16 protein-coding genes are annotated in these 18551 nt (G+C 69.3%); 9 read left to right on the top strand and 7 right to left on the bottom strand.

What is annotated here, in order from left to right; genetic code table 11:
- On the bottom strand, positions 1–263 hold a 263-nt coding region (locus QLQ12_RS41740; RefSeq protein WP_407651698.1), incomplete at its 3' end, for a transposase.
- A 444-nt stretch (positions 264–707) separates the two neighbouring features.
- On the opposite strand from QLQ12_RS41740, the gene QLQ12_RS41745 reads away from it, so the two are divergent.
- The gene (locus tag QLQ12_RS41745) at positions 708–1508 is read left to right on the top strand and encodes a hypothetical protein (protein ID WP_282766597.1); all 801 of its coding nucleotides are present in this window, start codon (positions 708–710) and stop codon (positions 1506–1508) included.
- Positions 1509–1638: 130 nt separating this feature from the next.
- On the opposite strand, the gene QLQ12_RS41750 is transcribed toward QLQ12_RS41745, so the two are convergent.
- On the bottom strand, positions 1639–2784 hold the full coding sequence (locus tag QLQ12_RS41750) for an IS701 family transposase (RefSeq protein WP_282766598.1): 1146 nt from the start codon (positions 2782–2784) through the stop codon (positions 1639–1641).
- A gap of 110 nt (positions 2785–2894) precedes the next feature.
- On the opposite strand from QLQ12_RS41750, the gene QLQ12_RS41755 reads away from it, so the two are divergent.
- Together QLQ12_RS41755 and QLQ12_RS41760 are read left to right on the top strand one after the other, a co-directional pair.
- On the top strand, positions 2895–3353 hold the full coding sequence (locus QLQ12_RS41755; RefSeq protein WP_282766599.1) for a NucA/NucB deoxyribonuclease domain-containing protein: 459 nt from the start codon (positions 2895–2897) through the stop codon (positions 3351–3353).
- A gap of 27 nt (positions 3354–3380) precedes the next feature.
- Positions 3381–3989: a hypothetical protein gene (locus QLQ12_RS41760; protein WP_282766600.1), complete on the top strand. Its 609-nt coding sequence runs from the start codon at positions 3381–3383 to the stop codon at positions 3987–3989.
- 759 nt (positions 3990–4748) lie between these two features.
- On the opposite strand, the gene QLQ12_RS41765 is transcribed toward QLQ12_RS41760, so the two are convergent.
- The 3 genes from QLQ12_RS41765 to QLQ12_RS41775 all read right to left on the bottom strand — a co-directional run bounded on the left by QLQ12_RS41765 (position 4749) and on the right by QLQ12_RS41775 (position 9609).
- Positions 4749–6482, bottom strand: a complete 1734-nt coding sequence (locus QLQ12_RS41765; protein WP_282766601.1) for a DUF1152 domain-containing protein — start codon at positions 6480–6482, stop codon at positions 4749–4751.
- Positions 6483–7670: 1188 nt separating this feature from the next.
- Positions 7671–8636: a helix-turn-helix domain-containing protein gene (locus tag QLQ12_RS41770; protein ID WP_282766602.1), complete on the bottom strand. Its 966-nt coding sequence runs from the start codon at positions 8634–8636 to the stop codon at positions 7671–7673.
- Between the two features lie 25 nt (positions 8637–8661).
- Complete coding sequence (locus QLQ12_RS41775; RefSeq protein WP_282766603.1) at positions 8662–9609, bottom strand: AraC family transcriptional regulator; 948 nt, start codon at positions 9607–9609, stop codon at positions 8662–8664.
- Positions 9610–9764: 155 nt separating this feature from the next.
- On the opposite strand from QLQ12_RS41775, the gene QLQ12_RS41780 reads away from it, so the two are divergent.
- The 3 genes from QLQ12_RS41780 to QLQ12_RS41790 are packed head-to-tail and all read left to right on the top strand — an operon-like array spanning position 9765 to position 12280.
- Complete coding sequence (locus QLQ12_RS41780; RefSeq protein ID WP_282766604.1) at positions 9765–10877, top strand: ATP-binding protein; 1113 nt, start codon at positions 9765–9767, stop codon at positions 10875–10877.
- Between the two features lie 21 nt (positions 10878–10898).
- Positions 10899–11288 carry an STAS domain-containing protein gene (locus QLQ12_RS41785; RefSeq protein WP_282766605.1) on the top strand — a complete coding sequence of 130 codons (390 nt, stop codon included), beginning with the start codon at positions 10899–10901 and terminating at the stop codon, positions 11286–11288.
- Positions 11285–12280, top strand: coding sequence for an MEDS domain-containing protein (locus QLQ12_RS41790; RefSeq protein ID WP_282766606.1), 996 nt, complete (start codon positions 11285–11287; stop codon positions 12278–12280). Before QLQ12_RS41785 ends, QLQ12_RS41790 begins: the two co-directional genes overlap by 4 nt.
- A 120-nt stretch (positions 12281–12400) precedes the next feature.
- On the opposite strand, the gene QLQ12_RS41795 is transcribed toward QLQ12_RS41790, so the two are convergent.
- Both QLQ12_RS41795 and QLQ12_RS41800 read right to left on the bottom strand, forming a co-directional pair.
- Entirely contained in the window at positions 12401–13048 is a 648-nt protein-coding gene (locus QLQ12_RS41795) for a response regulator transcription factor (RefSeq protein WP_282766607.1), read from the bottom strand.
- The gene (locus QLQ12_RS41800; RefSeq protein WP_282766608.1) at positions 13036–14301 is read right to left on the bottom strand and encodes a sensor histidine kinase; all 1266 of its coding nucleotides are present in this window, start codon (positions 14299–14301) and stop codon (positions 13036–13038) included. The genes QLQ12_RS41795 and QLQ12_RS41800 overlap by 13 nt, the downstream gene beginning before the upstream one ends.
- Before the next feature lie 83 nt (positions 14302–14384).
- On the opposite strand from QLQ12_RS41800, the gene QLQ12_RS41805 reads away from it, so the two are divergent.
- The 3 genes from QLQ12_RS41805 (at position 14385) to QLQ12_RS41815 (ending at position 18514) form a co-directional block, all read left to right on the top strand.
- Positions 14385–15236, top strand: coding sequence for an ABC transporter ATP-binding protein (locus QLQ12_RS41805; RefSeq protein WP_407651699.1), 852 nt, complete (start codon positions 14385–14387; stop codon positions 15234–15236).
- 2 nt (positions 15237–15238) lie between these two features.
- Positions 15239–17791 (top strand): ABC transporter permease, encoded by a 2553-nt coding sequence (locus QLQ12_RS41810; protein ID WP_282766610.1) that lies wholly within the window; start codon positions 15239–15241, stop codon positions 17789–17791.
- A 93-nt stretch (positions 17792–17884) separates the two neighbouring features.
- Positions 17885–18514, top strand: a complete 630-nt coding sequence (locus QLQ12_RS41815) for a DedA family protein (protein ID WP_282766611.1) — start codon at positions 17885–17887, stop codon at positions 18512–18514.
- Positions 18515–18551: the final 37 nt, after the last annotated feature.

Consider the following 18551-nt stretch of genomic DNA (forward strand, 5'->3'; position numbering starts at 1 on the left):
TACCGCCAGACACCGTTGACCTTGACGTACGTTTCGTCGACGTACCAGCGGTCACCCGGAGCGCGGCGGGTGAACCGGGCCGCGTCGGCCAGCAGCGGGGTGAACCGCTGCACCCACCGGTAGACGGTGACGTGATCGGCTTCGATACCGCGTTCGGCGAGCAGTTCCTCGACGTCGCGGTACGACAGGTTGTAGCGCAGGTACCAGCGCACCGCCACCACGATCACCTCCGGCGGAAACCGGAACCCCGCGAACGCCGACAACGGAGCAGACCACGAACGCGACCGGGCTGAAGACCTCACCGATCAACAGTGCCTGACCACTCGGCTGAGCCGACACCGCGGCACCCGATTGCTCAATGCAACAGCGCCCTCATGGCCGTAACGACAGCGTGCCGTCACCCGGGCGAGGCATCTGGTTCGACCGCGTACGCGTCTACCGAATGAAATCACCGCCATTGATCACCGATAGCCACGCATCAATATCGGCCGCAACGGCGGGCGGAGCCGGGAGCCTGTGGCCAGATGGGCGGTTCCCGCACCTGCCGGGCAGGGTATTTCCTGGCGATGGCCGCGTTTGATCAATCTTACATTCTGAGATCGGACCGCTCAGGACCCCCTGGGCATCAGGTGAATCTAGAACATCTACTGACATCTATCTATGAATCGGTCAGCCTATGCCGGTCGTTTCTAATACGGAGGGGAGAGATGACAGTGAAGGTCAAGGTGTTAACCTTCGCAATAGTCGTCGGGCTATCGATGACATCGGCGGCAACCGCCGCGTCCGCAGGACCCGCAACGCCGAGCCTGCCGCCGTCAGTCAGTAGCCCCGGACGGGCACAACCGCCCACACCTGCCGGAGCAGCGGCTTTCACCGTGGCTCAGACATGCGACGCCGTCCAGGCGACGCTGGGATCCCTGGCCGCAGCAGGAAAGAAATCCGCAGCGTGCATCGAAAGGAACACTAAACCCAGCACCAAAACCAAGGAAGCCATTCGACGCGCAAAACTCGACGCCATTGGCCCCGAATGGTGTCAGACCCTGCCACTGAACGACTACTACATGAACCGCCAGTACATCTGCGGAATCACGGACTGGTTCTACCAGGTATTCGACGTCCGGACCGGGCAAATCATCGGAACCATGCAGTTCCTAGTCTTCGACGTCACCACGACAGTCAACGTGTCGTCAGCCTGGAGCCAGCAACTGGAGGTGGTCCCGTACTCGATCCTGAACGCGGCAGTCGGCACTGTGATAACCCCCGACAGCGCCCGCTGCCAGGGGAACTGCTTCACCTCCACGTGGACCCTGCCGCCCACCGTCTTGTCGGTGGGCCGAGACGTCGAGTCCAACGCCATCTTCCAGACCAACATCTCCAGCGTCGGCAGCACCGACCGGGAACGCCCCACCACGTCGTTCATCCTCACCAGCCCGGGTGCCACCCCCGCTCCGCCACTAGTACTGCAACCCGATGTCGTTGCTTATGGTGGTTCGAGTCGTTTGCGGTAGTGACAGGCTCGGGCTTGTTCCTGGCGTCGGCGGCGGTAGCAGGACCAGTGCCAGACGTGCGCGGCAGTGTGCACCGTGGTCAGGACGAGTCGGGTGAACAGGCGGCGGATCTCGTTGCTGGTCAGCGGGATCAGCTTGCCGTCGCCGGCTCCGGCACCCCCTTTGTGGCTTCGGTAGCACGGGCCACGACCAGGAACGCGGCGGCGGTCATGGCCAGGGTGATGTGGGCGTACCAGGCGTCGTAACGGCGGACCTGGTACTGGTCCAGGCCGACCTCGTTCTTCGCGGTCTGGAACGATTCCTCGATCGCCCAGCGGGCACCTGCCACCCGGACCAGGTCGCGGAGCCGGGTCCCGCGCCGGCCGAAGCACCGGTAGTAGGCGATCTCACCGGTGCTGATCGACCGGCGGGCCGGCACCCAGCCGCGGCGGCCGTGAGCGAACGTGGTGCGGACCGGGGTCCAGGCCCAGTCGTAGACCCGCGGGCCGTGGGCGCCGTCGCCACAGGACACCCGCCGCCACGCCCCGGCCCGGATCGTATTGATCATGGCCTTGACCGGGCTGACGGTGTGCAGCCCGGCGGGGACCTCGTCATCGTTACGGGTGGCCATCACGTAGGCGATGTCCCGCTGTTCGAGCCAGTCCCGCAGACCGGGGTTCTGCCCGAACGCCTCGTCCGCGGTGAACCAGGCGAACGGCACCCCCGCCGCGACGGCCCGCGCGATCATCATGCGGGCCTGCTGCGGCTTGGTAGCGAACTCGACCTCGGCGGGAACCGCCGCGGCCGTGCACCGCTCGCGGTCGGTCGTCCAGGACTTCGGCAGGTACAACTCCCGGTCGATCAACGCCCGTCCCTTCGGGCTGGCGTAGGCCAGGAACGTGCCGATCTGGCAATTCTCGACCTTGCCCGCCGTGCCCGAGTACTGCCGCTGCACCCCGGCCGACCGGGTTCCCTTCTTGATGAACCCGGTGTCGGCAGCGACCAGAACACCCTCGGCGTCACCGAGGTGTTCGACCAGGTAGCCGCGAAGATCGTCCCGGACCGCATGCGGATCCCAGCACGGGCTGTACAGCATCTCCTGCACCGCGTTCGGCGACCGCCGACCGGCATGCTCCGCGATCGTCCACCCGTTACGCCGTTCCAACGGCGCCAGCAGCCCACGCACGTACGCGAACGCCAGCCGGCGGGGTTCCACCCGGGAGAACCGGCCCGCAATCACCGCGAACAGATCATCCAGACCCGACTGCCACTCCGCGAGCACCTCGCCACCCAGCATGACCAGTCAACGAGTCACCACAGCTCAAGTCGCAACATCGGGTTGCAGTACTAGCCCTGACCCCGCCGGTAGACGTCCGCTGCGACAACGCGGTTCCCGGATCCAACGTCGTGGAATGCGTCATCCCCGACTACGAGCCGCCGTGGGATGTCAACGCCACCAACCGCCCGACATTCATTCGCCACATGCAAAGCGCCGAGGCATCAGGACTGCGCGGTTTCTACCCCGGCGGGACGCCGCTGACCCGGCTGACGGATGCGGGCCTGCGAGACCAAAACGGCAACACTGCCTGCCCGGACCGCGTCAACTGGCCGCGGCCGCCCGGCCACAGCTGTGACGAGTACCCGTTCCGCTCCACCCACCAGGGCGCCTTCACCGGCGGCGGATCCGGCCGAACATTCGACTGGTGCCAGATCACCGCGCTACCGACCGGCATCACCGGCCCCAATGGATACAGCTCTTGTATGATCCTCGCCGGAGAAAACTCCAGCGCAGGTGGCCTGCTGAACAGCTTCTACATCAACAACCGGGTCATCGAGAACGACGCTTTCTACACCTGGGTCGAATAGCCTCCCCGGGATGAAAGGTTGGCCGGCGTGAGTGAGCCAGTCCGCGTCCAAGCGGCGACGAGAGTCGACGAAACGCAGTTCCTTCTCGCCGAGCGACTGTGGCCTGGACTTGAGGCTCTACCCACGCCGGACAACGGGCTCATCGCCGTCACCCCTGACTCCGCGGCCATCACCACCGGAGCCAGCAGCGGACGCGTGACCGTGACCGTCGAGGTCAGACAGTCGCCCCCGGCGCGCGTCGAAACCGGCGACTGGGACGAGGTCATCGAAATCGACTTCCACGCCAGCACCGGCGACGTTGTCGTACGAGCCCTCATGGACGACCCGCCGCCGCTGCCCGCGCTGACCACCAATGGGCCGGGAACGTATCGATTCCGGGTCCATGCCGCCGGCCGTGATCTCCATCCGGACGGGGTCGCTTTCGAGCCGACCGAGAGCTACCTGATCCAAACATGGCCAGCAGCGGCTCCGCAGGCTGAAGTCGTCTACAAGCAATCCGACACCGTGGGCATTGAGCTGAGGCGCTACGCAGCCACCGCCGCCGGATTGAGTGAGGCGCCATCACCGGCGCGCCAGCCGGCGCCAAGACCCGCGCGCAGCGGCGACGCCGACCCCTCTGCGGACTCGCGCGGATGATGAGAGGCACCAACGGCAGAAAGGGACTGCCGCACCGGCTACTTTCTGGTCATTCCTAGTCGGGGGCACTCGGTCGCCTGGCCCGGTATGACGCGACCGGGGCGGCACCAAGGAGCAGCGGTTGTAGGTGCCGACTGAGCCGGGAAGAGAAAGCCTCGGCCGCGACGACCGGGCAGCCGCTGACCCTGGCGCACCCATCGGTAATGCCCGGCAGCGCAACTTTGCTGTGCGGTCGTGGGCCGAAGGCCCAGCCGCTGCCGGTGCCGTCGGCGAGCAGGGTGATGTACATCAGCGTTCGCCCGCTGTCGTGGCGGTGTTGGCGGCTGTCGCGTCGGCGCAGAGGGCGTCCGGGGGTGGGGATTCGGGTGCGGAGTTGGTGCAGGGTGGAACCGTCCCCGAAATCGCTGAGAAGATCGGTCAATCGCGCGGACGGTGCGACGCCACCTGCCCAGCCCCGCCGACGCGCCAACGCCCGACACCGTGGGTTCAGCTGCCCGTTCCTGACCACCTCCGCCGCCACCACGGATACGGCCGCCGGTTGGTCACCTCACAGGTAACGGGCCAGCAGCCGTAGCAGTAGGTGCGACTACCGCCTGGCCCCAGCCGACGGCACCTCGATCAGGGCATATCCCCCCGCCGACATGGCTGGTAGGCCACGGCGCGCAGCAATGCGCCGTCGCTACCCGGCCCGACCGAGTGCCAGCCGGCACGGGATCACGACAGGCATCACGCTCACCGTGGCTTCTCCGGGCGATGCTGTTAGTGCGGAAAGACGCGAGGTGTACGAGTGTTGATCCCTTCGCGGAAGGTCTCGATTCGTGTCGCCACCTGGCGCATGCCGAAGGTTTGTTCGATGCGGTCGAGGTAGAGGCATCGGTCGGCGAGTTTGGCGAGATCGACGGTGAAGTAGGCAGCCATCAGCGGGTTGACGAACAGCGTGCTACCAGCGGTTCGTCGGGTGAACTGGACGTCACCGAATGCCCCTGTGGTGGCCGCGGCGATCTGGCCGTGCACGATGCTGGGCCGCATTGGAGTGGCCTGTTGGGCGTCAGCGACGGCGTCGCGATACAGCACCGCCGCTCTGCTGGCTCCGGGGATGGACAGAGCGCCCAGGTACCCGCCGTCACGGTCGAGCGCGGCGAGGTTCTCCAGAACCTGGCTATGGACGACCCCGTGGTAGGCGTCGATGCCGAAGCCGAGGCAGCTCACCAGCTTCACCGATACGTCCATGCCGGCAACCGCGGCCAGGCTGGTGATGTCTTCTGTGGGCGTGCCGAGGCCGGCTTCGTCACCTCGCAGCAGGATGTCGGTTCCACCGTCGATCAGCACGATCGCGTCGACTCCGAGTTCGCCGACGAGATGCTGGTAGGCGGCCCTCAGTGGTTGTACGCCGGTCTTGGCAAAGGCATACACCGTCGAGGGGAGGTTGTGGCCGGCTAGCCAGCGGGCAAGGGTCCGTTCCGGGAAATAGTCTTCCGGTCCGTTGGTGGCCGGGCCGACGAGGGCCACATTGGGTGCCGACCATGCGTCCAGGTCGAGCAGTTCCAGCTGGGTGAACGACAGGTTCGCCAGGTGCACCGCAACACCGTGGTCCCACAGCGTGATGGCCAACGGCAATGCGGCGTACACGTCGAATCCTCCGCCGGCACCTGCCAAGAGCACGCTGCGCGCTCCGTTCAGCGCGGCGAACAGTGGCGGCACATCCAGGGAACTCGCATTCGGCCCCTCCGAGGAACCGAACGAAGGGGCAGCAAAGGTGGTCACCTTCCCATGATCCTGGAGGTGCACAAGTTGCAGTCCGCACACCCCGAGCCCGTTGACGTTCACTGCACCGGTCTCCAGGTCCACGTCCTCCCAGCGCAGCGAGCGAGCCTCGTTGATGCGGACGCCGGTTCCGGCCATGAAGGCGAGAAGGTCGGCGACGGTCTGCCGCTTGCGCCGAGTGGACGGCGAGATGGTCTCGCTCAGCGCCAGTTTGTCCGCGTGCGCGATGAGCGAGTCACGCTCCTCTCGGGTGAGCGCGCGGGTGGTGTCGCGCTCTCGGGTCGTCGGGTTGACCACCTGAGCGGAGACCGGGCGGATCTCCCGTAGCGCGTTGCGCGCCAGGACACCGTTCTCTATCGCGAGCCGCAGGATGCCGGAGACGATGCTCTTGGCCATCTTCGCGGAGGCAGTCCCGTGCTGGTCGGCGACGGCCTGCAAGAACTTCTTGAGTCGTTGAGGGTCGTTGAGCTGGGTCAACGTCAACCCTCGGATCGTGGATCCCTCGACATCGACGTAGCGGAAGAACCCTCCCTCGTACGCCTCGATCGTCTTGGCGCTCAGCCGCGAGTCAGTGCGCTTGATCTGAGTCAGCCAAAGTTGGCCGGCTTCGGTAAGGCGGGTGCTGGAGGTCATCTCGACCCCGGTGTTGTGCCGTTCGGCCAGCGCCTTCTCCAGCGCTTCGGTGGCGAGCCTCTTCGTCTTGGCGAAGCGGGAGAGTTCACCGATCAAGCCGTCGTGTCCCCGGAAGCTGCACCGTGCCCGCCACCGTTGCGCGCTACGGGCGTAGGGAGCGCGCTTCCACTTGCCGGACTCGTCCTTAACCTGTGGCGTTACCTCGATCTCGCCGTGCTCGCCGAGTCCAAGGGGTCGTCTACTCACTGTTGTCCGTCCTTTCCTGCGCCGCCTCTTCCTCGGCGATCTGCGCGTCGATGCGTTCGTCTTCTTCGGGATCCCATCCGAGGAGACGGAGAGCAGCCTCCGTGATCCCGCCTCCGGCTTCGCCGGGCTTGACGGGCGTGAGGAATCCCCGTCTGCGCGCCTCAGCGATCCGGTTCGCCCACGTGCCAGCGGATCCCCCTCGCGTGCTGCGAGGGCCTTGACGGGCGACCTGTTGCCGTCTTCGACCAGGAAGGAATACTCCAACGCCAGTTCGGCGTAGGCGCGATCGTCGCGGGGAGCCTTGCCGCGTGCGTCCGTCTTGAAGGCGCCCAAGCGGTTGATCCCCAGCGGACGGTGCCTGCCGGCTTGTCATGCCCGGCCGGCTTTACATCGAGTCGGGGTGGGATGGGGCTGTACACCTCTACGTGACACCGGCAGTAGCCACCGATCTGGCGGGGCTCCGAAGTGCGGAGATGGCTGTCCAGTGGCGCGGTGCAGGTCCGGAGCCCTCGGATGTGTCGAAGCCGGTCGAGGCGATCGCTGACGCGAGCTTCTGGAACGCGGTGCGAGAGGCTTCTGAGCGGACCACCCTGTTGTGCGAGCGTTGGGCGCATGGAGCCTACGGTTGTCGGTGGTTCCAGGTGACCCGCGGAAATGCCACGGACATAGCCGGATTGGTGCGGCCGCGCTCTCTCCTCGGTGTGATCACTGAGCCGGGCCTGCAACCGGGCCCGAGATTCTGGAGGACGACTTCACTGCCTTCAGGGGTCCCATCCTGCCTGGTGAACTGGTCTACCGGGCGTATCCCGGTGGCGCCGACAGTCTTGCCGAAGTCATGGACGAGGGCTTCTCACTGATGCTGGCGGACAAGTCGATGGGTGCTTGGTTCGCCGTCGTACCTGACTCGGACGGGGTGAGAAGGGCACAGTGGGAAAGTCCTGAGGTCCTCTGACGCTCCAGCGGGAGGTCGCGGTCTCGTCCGTGGACCGGGAAAGCCCTCCTCGCCGTCTGTGCGAGCACAGTCCGGCGCGGTGTCGGTCAGGGGGTGTCGCGCAGGGTTCGGGCGGGCGGCACGCCGTAGGCGCCGCGGTACAGGGCGGCGAACCGACGCGGGGTGGTGAAGCCCCAGCGCGCGGCGACGGCGGCCACGGTGGTGGCGCCGGGATCGGCGGTAGCCAGGGTGTGATGGGCATGGTCCAGGCGGACCCGGCGCAGGTATGCCATCGGAGTGGTGTCGCGATGACGGCGGAATACCAGTTGCAAGGCGCGGAGGCTGATGTTGGCGGCTGCGGCGATGTCGGCGACGGTGACGTCGCGGGCGGCGTTCTCGTCGATGTAGGCGATGGCGCGGCGCAGGGTGGTGGGGGTCGCGTCGTGGCGATCCTCGATGGTGGGGTCGGTCAGGGCGGTGTTCGCGAAGGTCGTCAACGTGACGGTGGCGATGAGGTGGGCAGCGGTGGCGACCAGAAGGGGCGAGGCGGCGGCTTCGCTGTTGGTGAGCAGTTCGGTGACGTACGAGTGGGTGTGCCGCCAGTGTGCGGCGGCGGCCGGAGAGAGTGGGTCCAGGCTGGTGAACCGGATCAGAGGGGTGTGCCGGCCGGGGGCGGGGGCGGCGACGTGGGCGAGCGCGGCCGGGTCGAGGACGCAGGTGGTGAGTTCACCGGGCGACCAGGTGCAGGTGAAGGGCAGGCCGGGGTAGGCGCCGAGGCAGATCTCGCCGGGCCCGTAGCGGCGGTCGCTGTCGCCGCTGGTGCGGTGCAGCCTGGCGGTGGACGTCGCGACGATCACGACGGTGGGCAGCGGTTCTCCCTGGAAGTCCAGGGTGGCGGACTGCGCGATGGCGTCGACGTCGAATCCGGTGGTGTGGGTGCGCCGGTGGCGCAGCAGGGGGCGCTGCTCGCTGCTGCGGACCTGCATGCCGGCGCCGTAGGCGTCGCTGAGGTAGGTGCCGATGGTGTCAGCGTCGGTGGATTGGAAGGCCGTGGTGTGCGCGTCGGTCACCATCGCTTCCCCTTCTGGGTTGCGGTGTTCACGTGCGGAGGGTGCGGTTGGGTGGCTGGCCGTAGGCGATGCGGTATTCGACGGAGAATCGGCCGGGATTGGCGAACCCCCATCGGCGCGCGATCATGGCGACGGTGTCCCCGCGCGTCGGGTCGCCCGCTTGCAGGTCGCGGTGCGCGCCACGCAGGCGGGCTCGGCGAAGGTAGCCGGTCGGGGTGGTGTCGCCGTGCCGGGAGAACGCGGCCTGCAACCCGCGCACGCTGACACCGGCGGCCGCGGCGATGTCCTCGACGGTGACGGGCTGCTCGGCGTGCGCGTCGATGTAGGCCATCGCCCGCCGCACCGCGGCAGGGGGGACACGACCGGGTCCGGCGGTGTAGTCGACGCTCATCGTGGTGTTCGGGAATACGGCCAGCACCGCCGCCGCCACCGTGTTCACCGCGCCCGCGCGAAGCAGGGGGTGATCGATCGCGGGGTCGGGCCCGGCGCACATCCGGCTCACGTAGGCCACGGTGGCCAGCCAGTGCCGGTTCATCGCCGGCGACACCGCCGCCGAGCCGTCGAAGCGCACATCCGCCGGTTCGACGCCGAGCCGCCGCGCGATGCTGGTCACCGCGGGCAGCGGTATCCGCAGCGCCTGCACGGTGAAGTGATCCCACACGGCGTGGATCGGCCGGCGGAGCGGTATCAGTGCGGCGTCGCCTGCGGTGAACTGGTCACGTTGATCGGGGCCGAGGCTGAGCCGGCCGTCCAGCATCGTCGACACGATGACGTAGTCGATCGGGTCGATCAGGAGTTGCACCCACCCTCCGTAGGTCATGCGGTCGACCGACAGGTCAGCGGCGAGCATCGCCTGGGACCGGAAAACGAAGCCGGGGGCCGGCCGCGTGAGCCGAAGCCGATGTTCGGAGTACGCACAGCTCAGCATCTCGTGCGCGGCCGCGAAGTCGCGGGTCTCCACCAAGGCACGCTGCACCGGTGCACCAGGAGTTGGGCTCGTCAAGGGGATCATCTCCGGCCGCTGCTGTCCCACGCCAACGGTTGTGCGTGGATACGCACGTTCTACTCACAAAACGTATACCGCCGCCTGTCGGTGTTGGACGTGGCGTTTTCGCGGTGCGTGATAGGAGGATGTCGTCTGCTGTGCCTGGCAACGGGCAGTGCAACCATGGGCCCAGCGACCGGCGCCAGGACCGGATCTTCGAGCTGGTGTCCGGCTACGGCCCCGACGTGGGCCAGTTGTGTCATGCGTACCCGGCGCTGATGCCCGGCACCGGGCTCGGCCTGGCGGCCGGCACGTCCAGCGCAGTGCCGAAGGTCCGCTTCGCCGGCGACCCGGGCATCGCCCGGCTGGAAGCGTTGCAGGACGCCCTGGACGAAGGTCCCGGGCGCGACGCCAACCGTCTGCGGCAGGCGGTGCGGGCCACCGATCTGACCGACCCGTCATGGCGACTGCGATGGCCCCGGTTCACGGCGGCCGCTCTCGACGCCGGTGTGCGGTCGGTGTACGCGCTGCCGCTGCACGCCGGCGGGAGCCGCCACGCCGGCGCTGTCACCGTGTACCGGGGCACCCCGGGTACATGGGGCGACGCCCACCGGAAGACGATCGAGACGTTCACCGCCGCGGCCACCGAACTCCTCACCCTGCAACACCGGGGCCTGGACCCCACCGGCGCGTTCACCGACGCCCGCCGCGACCGCAGCATCCTGTTGCTGGCCGCCGGCGCACCGCTCGATCCCCGGCCCGGTCTCGCCACCGACCACCCTGACGTCGACCTGCCGCTGATTCGCTGGTTCCAGCAGGCCGATCTGCCCGCCGTCCGCACACACCTGCAGACCGTCGCCACCCACCACGCGCTAGCCGACGCCGACCGGTACCGGTTCGTGCTCGCAGCACACGAGGCCATGACCAACGCAGTACTTCACGGCGGCGGGCACGGTCAGCTACTGCTCTGGCAGGGCGAAGGTCACCTGTGGTGCGAGGTCAGCGACCATGGCCCCGGCCTCAGCGGTACCTCCCTGCCCATCCACCGGCCCGGCTCCGGCACACCCGACTGCCTGGCACCGGGGCACGGCCTGTGGCTCATCCAACAGGCCTGCACCAGTCTGGACATCATCACCGATTCGACCGGCACGCGGCTGCTGCTCGGTTATCGGCTGCCCTCATACCACCGCCAGGCTCGGCGGCCCGCCTTCCGGATCGGAGGTTTGCGCGGAACCAGGGCCGCGTCGGACTCTAAGTAGACAAGAGACGGCGGGGTCGACATGTCGACGGGTGTGCTGTCTGTGGACCGCGGGTTCGAGGTGGTGGACGGCTGTGAGGTGGTGTGGTCGGCCGGTCAGATCGCCGTGTCCGGGGAGATCGACGTGGGCAACGCGGAGGTGATCGGCGAGCGTATCCGTGCCCTGCTGGGCCCGCCGGTGGTGACGGTGGACTGCGCCGCGGTCACCTTCCTGGATGTCGCCGGAATGCGCATGCTCGCCCGGGTGGGTGCGGCCGCGGCCGCCGTGAACACGACCGTGCGGTTACGGCGCTCGCCCTCGGTCGCGGAGACATTCGCACTGTGTAACGTCGATGCCCTTCCCGGCATCGTCATGGACCCTGGCCCGACAGCGGGTCAGGACGGCCTCGGCCGGCCGGAGGACTCGCGGTGACCGGGGCGATCGACCACCGTGCCCAGGGAGGGTTCTGCCACAGTCTGCTGGCCGTGGACGCGCCGGACACCATCGAACGGCAGCTCGTGCCGTTACTGCGGCGGAAGATCAACGCCCGGCAGGCGGTGCTGATGGTTGTCGGCGCCGCCACCGAGCAGACCGTGCGTGACCGGCTGGGCGGCGACGCCGACGCCCTGCAGTGGGCGCCCCCGGACGGTTTCTACCAGCGCCTCGGGTTCGCCTATCGCAGCTTCGGGCGTCTGCTGGACGAACGCTGCTCCCGGCGGCAGCCCGTCCACCTCGTCGCCGAGCCGGACCTGATCAGCGCTGCGTCCGCGCCGGTGAATCGCGCCGCCGCGTTTCTGGGCTACGAGGCGATGGTCAACGACGTGTTCGCCCGCTACGGCTGCCCGATCACCTGTATCTGGCATTCCCACCATCACCCGGCGACTGTCATCGACGGCGTCCGCGAAGTCCATGGCCGGCAGGTGACCGTCGAGGGCGAGCAGGACAACCCTCGCTACATGGCGCCGGCCACCTACCTGAACGCCCACGCGCAGGCCACCATGACTCCCACCCCGCCGGTCACCGAGATCGACGGGCTCGTGTGGGAGGTCGGCCAGTTGGCCACCTGCCGCGCCGACGTCGTGGACTGGGCCGGCCGGCATCGCTTCGCCCCCGCTGCCGCCCGGCAGGTCGCCATGGCGATCAGCGAAGTCGTCTCCAACGGCCTGCAGCACGGCCGGCCACCGGTACACATGCGCGCGTGGGCCTATCACGACACCCTGATCGTGCACATCGAGGACCACGGCGCACAGCCCATCCCCGCCGACGCGGGATACCGGCCACCGGCCACCCCGGTCGATGCCGGGGGCCTGTGGGTGGCCCGGCAACTCGCCGACGTCCTGCTCACGCACACCGGTCACGGGCGAACCGCCGTGCGACTGTATTTCCCCTATGCGGTGACGCACCACAACCTCGACATCCCCTGATGTCAGTCCCCCGCTGGTGGCTTGCTCGGGTCGCATTCGGCACGTCGGCTCCCCGGTCGCGGCTCGCGAGGCGGCCTGACGACGGCGGCTCGTTCCGGCGACGAAAGACGTCGGAGCTGGTCAGCCCTGAAGGTAGGCGAGCACCGCGCGTACCCGCCGATGGTCGTCTTCGCTGGTCGCGGGCAGGTTGAGTTTGGCGAAGATGGCGGCGATGTGTTTGCCGACCGCGGCGTCGGTCACCGTCAGCAACCGTGAGATCGCCGCGTTCGATCGTCCCTCGGCCATCAGCGCCAGGACCTCCCGTTCGCGCGGGGTCAGCCGGGTGAGCGGGTCGCGGCGCAGCGCGAGGAGCTTGCTGACCACCTGCGGGTCGATCACGCAGCCGCCGCCGGCGACCCGTTCGACGGCGTCGACGAACTCGGTCACGTCGGCGACCCGGTCCTTGAGGAGGTATCCGACGCCACCGCTGCCCGAGGATTCCAGCAGTTCGCCGGCGTAGGTCGTGGCGATGTACTGGCTGAGGACCAGGACCGGCAGGCCGGGGTGGTCGCGGCGCAGGGCGAGGGCCGCGTGCAGGCCCTCGTCGGTGTAGGTGGGCGGCATCCGTACGTCGGTCACCACCACGTCGGGACGGTCGGCGACGACGGCATCGGCCAGCGCCGGGGCGTCGCCGACCGCGGCGATGACCTTGTGACCGAAGCGGGCGAGGATGCCGACGAGTCCTTCGCGCAGCAGCACCGCGTCGTCGGCGAGCGCTATCCGGAGCATGGCAGCTCCAATCTGAGAACGGTCGGGCCACCGGGCGGGCTGGACAGGGTGAGCGTGCCGGACAGCGCGTCGACGCGGTCGGCGAGGCCGGTCAGGCCGGTTCCGCTGCCGGGGTCCGCGCCGCCGACGCCGTCGTCGCGGACCTCGACGACGAGGGTGGTCCCGTCGAGGCGGCCGGTCACCCGGATCTGGCGCGCCTGCGCGTGTTTGACGGCGTTGGTCAGCGCTTCCGCGACCACGAAATACGCCGCCGACTCCACCGTGGACGGCAGCCGGCGGGGTACGTCGATCGCGAGCGTCAACGGTATGGCGGCGCTGTCGGCCAGCTCGGTGAGCGCCGCCGGCAGGCCACGCTCGGTGAGGATCTGCGGGTGGATGCCGCGTACCAGCTCGCGAAGCTCGGCCAGGGCGGCCTTGGCCTGCTCGGCTGCCTGGTCGACGAGGGCCTGGGCGGCTTCGGGGTTGTCGCGGACCTCCAGCCGGGCCATTCCGAGGGTCATGGCCAGGCTGAGGAGGCGTTGCTGGGCGCCGTCGTGCAGGTCCCGTTCGATGCGCCGGCGCTCGACCTCGAACGCGTCGATCAGCCGCGCCCGCGACCGGGTCAACGTCCGGATCCGCGACTCCTCGCCGGGGGCCAGCAGGAGGTGCGCCAGCGCGGCGTGGGCGATCGCGGCGAGAACCACCGCGTAGCAGATGGCGAACACGGCGACGATCATGGCGAACCCCAGGAGCAGCGCGGGGGCGGCGACGTCCGACAGCTCGGCCGGAGTCCCGCTCGGCGGCGGGTCGTCCGTCTTCAGCACCAGGATGAGGACGAGTACCGGGCTCAGGGCGAGCAGCGTGGCCACCAGGTCGAAGGCCAGCAGAACGGTTCCGTGCAGCACCGCGTACGCCAGTTCCCGCCATGTCGCGGCCTCGCTGTGGCGAAGGCGTAGCCACGCGACGAGGCCGGGCCGATCCGGTGGCCGGTGCGGATCGGGCAGTGCCGGCCCGCCGAGCAGCGTGATCCGCCGCCGTTCGAGGGCCGCCAGTGGCTGTATCGCCAGCGGCGTCAGGACCGCCACGCCGGCCAGGAACGCGAGGGGCAACCAGGCCAGGGTGAAGACGCCGACCACCACCCCGGACGCGAGATAGGCGAACGCCCGCAGCGGCCATGGTGAGAACGCGATGCGTAGCGGCCGGGTCCGCATCGCCTCCCACGCGCTGCCGGCGCGGGCCTTTGCGCCGGTCGCAGCCGTCACGGTCGTCGTCACGGCCAGCACTGTACGTCTTAGTGCTAGCCCTACCCCCAAGACTCGGGTACGGGCCAATGTGCCCGGCCGCGGGCGGCGCTTGGATGAGGCGGGTCGACAGACCGTTCAGTGCCACACAAGGAGGAACCGTGCAGACCACGACAACCGGGCCACCCGGCGCGGAGGCTCGCCAGGACGCCACGGTCGCGGCGCGCGCCGTCGATGTGTGGAAGGTCTACGGCAGCGGCGAGGCCCAGGTGGCGGCGTTGCGAGGCGTCAGCGTCGATCTCGGACGCGGCCGGTTCACGGCGATCATGGGCCCGTCCGGGTCGGGCAAGTCGACGCTGATGCACTGCCTGGCCGGGCTCGACACCGTCACCCGCGGCGAGGTCCACATCGGCGACGTGCTCGTCACCGGGCTCGGCGACGCCAAGCTGACCCGGCTGCGCCGCGATCAGGTCGGGTTCATCTTCCAGCAGTTCAACCTGCTGCCGAGCCTGACGGCACAGGAGAACATCCTGCTGCCGTTGTCGATCGCCGGCCGCAAGCCCGACCGCGACTGGTTCGCCCAGGTCATCGAGATCGTAGGTCTCGGCGACCGGCTCTCGCACCGGCCGAGCCAGCTCTCCGGCGGCCAGCAGCAGCGCGTCGCCTGCGCCCGCGCCCTTGTCGCCCGCCCGAATGTGATCTTCGCGGACGAGCCCACCGGCAACCTCGACTCGCGGTCGGGCGCCGAGGTGCTGGGCTTCCTGCGCCGCTCCGTGCGCGACTACGGCCAGACGATCGTGATGGTGACCCACGACCCCAACGCCGCCTCGTACGCCGACCGGGTGGTCTTCCTCGCCGACGGGGAGGTCCGCGCCGAGCTGCACGCGCCGACCGCCGACGCCGTCCTCGACACCATGGGGCGCCTCGACACCGGCCCGGTCGGCGCCGGCCGGACGGTGGGGGCCTGACCATGCTCCGCGCGACCCTCAAGAGCCTGCGCTCCCGAAAACTGAGGCTGGTCCTGTCGGGCATAGCCGTCGTCCTCGGCGTCATGTTCGTCTCCGGCGCGTTTGTCCTCACCAGCACGTTGGGCGCGTCGTTCGACAGTCTCTCCGCCAGTGTGTACGCGGGCACCGACGTCGCGGTCAGCGGCAAGGCCCCGGTGTCGGGCGGCGAGCCCGACGAGAACTCCGCCACCGTCCCGGCGGAGCTGATCGGAGACGTCCGCGCGGTCTCCGGCGTCGAGAAGGCCACGGGCGTCGTCAGTGTCAGTGGCGCGCGCGTCATCGGCGCCGACGGCAAAGTCGTCACCACGTCCGGGCCGGCCCGCCTGGGCACCAGCTGGACCGGCACGGCGGACCATCGCCGGCTGCGCACCGGGCGCGAGCCCCGAGCCGCCGACGAGATCGCGGTCAACGCGAGTCTGGCCGCGGCCGCCGGGATCGAGGTCGGTGACCGGGTGGGCGTGCTGACCCTGCAGCCGAAGAAGACGTTCACGCTCGTCGGCGTCTTCGGTTACAGCGGCGATCGCGACACCGTCGGCGGCGCCCAGGAGGTGTCGTTCATCGAGCCGGTCGCGCAGGAGCTGATGCTCGGCAGGACGGGCGTGTACTCCGCCGTCGTCGTCGAGGCCGCGCCGGGCGTCGCGCCGGAGGTGCTGCGCGACCGGCTCTCGGCCGCGCTGGGCGACACCTACGACGTCAAGACCGGCAGGCAACTGCAGGACGCCGCCGCCGAAGTCTTTCGCGAGGCGCTGAGCTTCTTCAACAACGTGCTGCTCGGCTTCGCCGGAGTGGCGCTGTTCGTCGGGACGTTCCTGATCCTCAACACGTTCTCGATCCTCGTCGCGCAGCGCGTCAAGGAGCTGGCGCTGATGCGGGCGATCGGTGCCAGCCGGTGGCAGATGATCGGGTCGGTGCTGGTCGAGGCGCTGGTCATCGGCATCGTCGCCTCGGCGCTCGGGCTGGGTGCGGGCATCGGGGTGGGTGCGCTGCTGGCGTACGTGTTCAGGCACGTCGGCAACACCGACCTCCCGATGGAATCGATCGAGATCCCGGCCTCGGCCGTGGTGAGCGCGTTCGCGGTGGGCACCCTGGTGACGCTGGTGGCGGCGCTGCTGCCGGCGGTGCGCGCGGCGCGTGTCCCGCCGGTGGCGGCGCTGCGGGAGGTCGCGGCGCCGGACCGTCCGCTGACCCGCCTCACCGTCGCCGGTGTGCTGATCACCGCGATCGGCGGCGCCGCGCTCGGACTCGGCCTCGCCGGCCAGGGTGGTGCGGCCACGATGCCGCTGCTCCTCGGCGGCGTGCTGGTCAGTTTCACCGGCATCGCGCTGCTGACGCCGATGATCGCCCGGCCGGTCGTGTCGGTGCTGGGCCTGTTGTTCTCCCGGTCGGTGCCGGGCCGGCTGGGCCGGCTCAACTCCGCCCGCAACCCGCGGCGCACCGCGATCACCGCCGCCGCCCTCATGGTCGGCCTAGCGCTGATCACCGGAGTGCACGTCGTCCTCGAATCGGCGACCGCCAGCTTCACCACCATGGTCGACACGCGGGTCAAGGCCGACCTGATCATCTCCGGTGCGCCCGGGGGCGACTCGGCGCCGACCTTCGACCCCGCGGTGCTCGGCCGCGCACGCCAGATCGGCGGGGTACGCGAGGTCGTCGGCGAGTACGGCGACATCGCGATGATCAACGGCCGGCCGAACCGGGTCACCGCGGTCACCGATCTGGCCGCCATGACCCGCATGCTGCCGTTGCGGGCGACCGAGGGGACGCTCGCGACGTTGCCGGCCGGCCACCTGGCCGTCGACGCCAAGCGCGCCACGGAACTGGGCCTGCACGCCGGCAGCACCGTGCGGGTCCGGCTCGCCCGTGGAGGTGTCCGCACCATGACCGTGGCCGGCGTCTACACCGACGACGACGTGTACCGGGTCGGCGGATGGATCCTGCCCGCCGAAGCGGCACACGACTTCCGGGTGGCCCAGCCCTCGTTCGGTTACCTGCGCCTCGCCGACGGCGCCGACGTCAGCGAGGTCCGCAAGCAGATCGACGCGCTGCTGGCCGACAGTCCCGAGGTCACCGTCGGCGACCGCGGCGCCTTCATCGCCCAGCAGAGCAGCCAGTTCGACACCATCCTGGCCATGATCCAGCTCCTGCTGGCGCTGGCGATCCTCATCGCCGTCCTGGGCATCGTCAACACCCTGGCGCTGTCGGTCCTGGAACGCACCCGCGAGCTCGGCCTGCTCCGGGCGATCGGACTGCGCCGGTCGCAGGCCATGCTCATGATCGCCGTCGAGGCGGTGGTGATCTCGGTGTTCGGCGCGCTGCTCGGCCTCGCGGTCGGCAGCGGGCTGGGCGCGACGGTCGTCCGAGCACTGCGAAAGGAGGGCTTCACCGACGTGGCGCTGCCTTGGGAGCGGATGGGGACTTACCTGGTACTCGCCGTGATCGTCGGCGCGTTCGCCGCGACCCTGCCGGCGATCCGGGCGGCGCGGGTCGACGTGCTGCACGCGATCGCACACGAATAGCCACCGACCCTCTCAATCCGTCGGCTCCCCCCATCGTGCCGCGTTGTCGTGATCGGTCTTGTTCATGTCAGCGGATCGATGAATGGTGTGACGGTGCTTGAGACCCTGCTGCCAATGATCTCCTCGCCGTGGCTCTACCTGATCGTCTTCGCCATGGTCACGGTCGACGGAGTCTTTCCGGTCGTGCCGTCCGAGGCCGTGGTGATCAGCCTGAGCGCGCTGTCGGCCACCGGCTCGCCGAACCTCGTCGCGCTGGCCGCCGCCGTGGCAGCCGGTGGAATGGCCGGCGACCGGGTCTCCTACCTGCTCGGCCGGAAGGCGGCCAGCCGGGTCACGGCGGGCAAGCTGGCCGTGGCCAGGGCGAAGGCGGAACGGGCGCTGACGCGGTACGGCGCGGCCGCGATCCTGGCCGGACGGTTCCTTCCGTGCGGGCGTGCGGCGACCACTTGGACGTCCGGGTCGGTGTCGCTGCCGCTGGGCCGGTTCCAGCTGTTCAGCGCGCTGGCAAGCGTGGCCTGGACGGCCTACATGATCGGGCTCGGCTGGCTGGGCGGCTCCGCGTTCGCCGACGAGCCGTTGCTGGGAGCCGCGATCGGTCTGGCGATCGGAGCGGTCCTGGGCGCCACGCACGCGCTTCTGGAGAGGCGACGGTCCGCAGCGCGGTCCGGTCCCGGCCGGAGGGAAGCGACGGCGAAGACGAGCGTGGCGCGGCTCGCGTCGTAGCCAGCACGGCGCCGGCGGGCGATGTCGAATCGAAATG

It is taken from the genome of Actinoplanes sandaracinus (genome assembly GCF_030009775.1).
Classification (GTDB): Bacteria; Actinomycetota; Actinomycetes; order Mycobacteriales; family Micromonosporaceae; genus Actinoplanes; species Actinoplanes sandaracinus.

Bases quoted from the DNA above. Each gene is read 5' to 3' on its own strand.
- QLQ12_RS41745 (WP_282766597.1), top strand. From the start codon at position 708: ATGACAGTGAAGGTCAAGGTGTTAACCTTCGCAATAGTCGTCGGGCTA.
- QLQ12_RS41785 (WP_282766605.1), top strand. From the start codon at position 10,899: ATGTCGACGGGTGTGCTGTCTGTGGACCGCGGGTTCGAGGTGGTGGAC.
- QLQ12_RS41810 (WP_282766610.1), top strand. From the start codon at position 15,239: ATGCTCCGCGCGACCCTCAAGAGCCTGCGCTCCCGAAAACTGAGGCTG.
- QLQ12_RS41795 (WP_282766607.1), bottom strand. From the start codon at position 13,048: ATGCTCCGGATAGCGCTCGCCGACGACGCGGTGCTGCTGCGCGAAGGA.
- QLQ12_RS41805 (WP_407651699.1), top strand. From the start codon at position 14,385: ATGAGGCGGGTCGACAGACCGTTCAGTGCCACACAAGGAGGAACCGTG.
- QLQ12_RS41770 (WP_282766602.1), bottom strand. From the start codon at position 8,636: ATGGTGACCGACGCGCACACCACGGCCTTCCAATCCACCGACGCTGAC.
- QLQ12_RS41750 (WP_282766598.1), bottom strand. From the start codon at position 2,784: ATGCTGGGTGGCGAGGTGCTCGCGGAGTGGCAGTCGGGTCTGGATGAT.
- QLQ12_RS41780 (WP_282766604.1), top strand. From the start codon at position 9,765: ATGTCGTCTGCTGTGCCTGGCAACGGGCAGTGCAACCATGGGCCCAGC.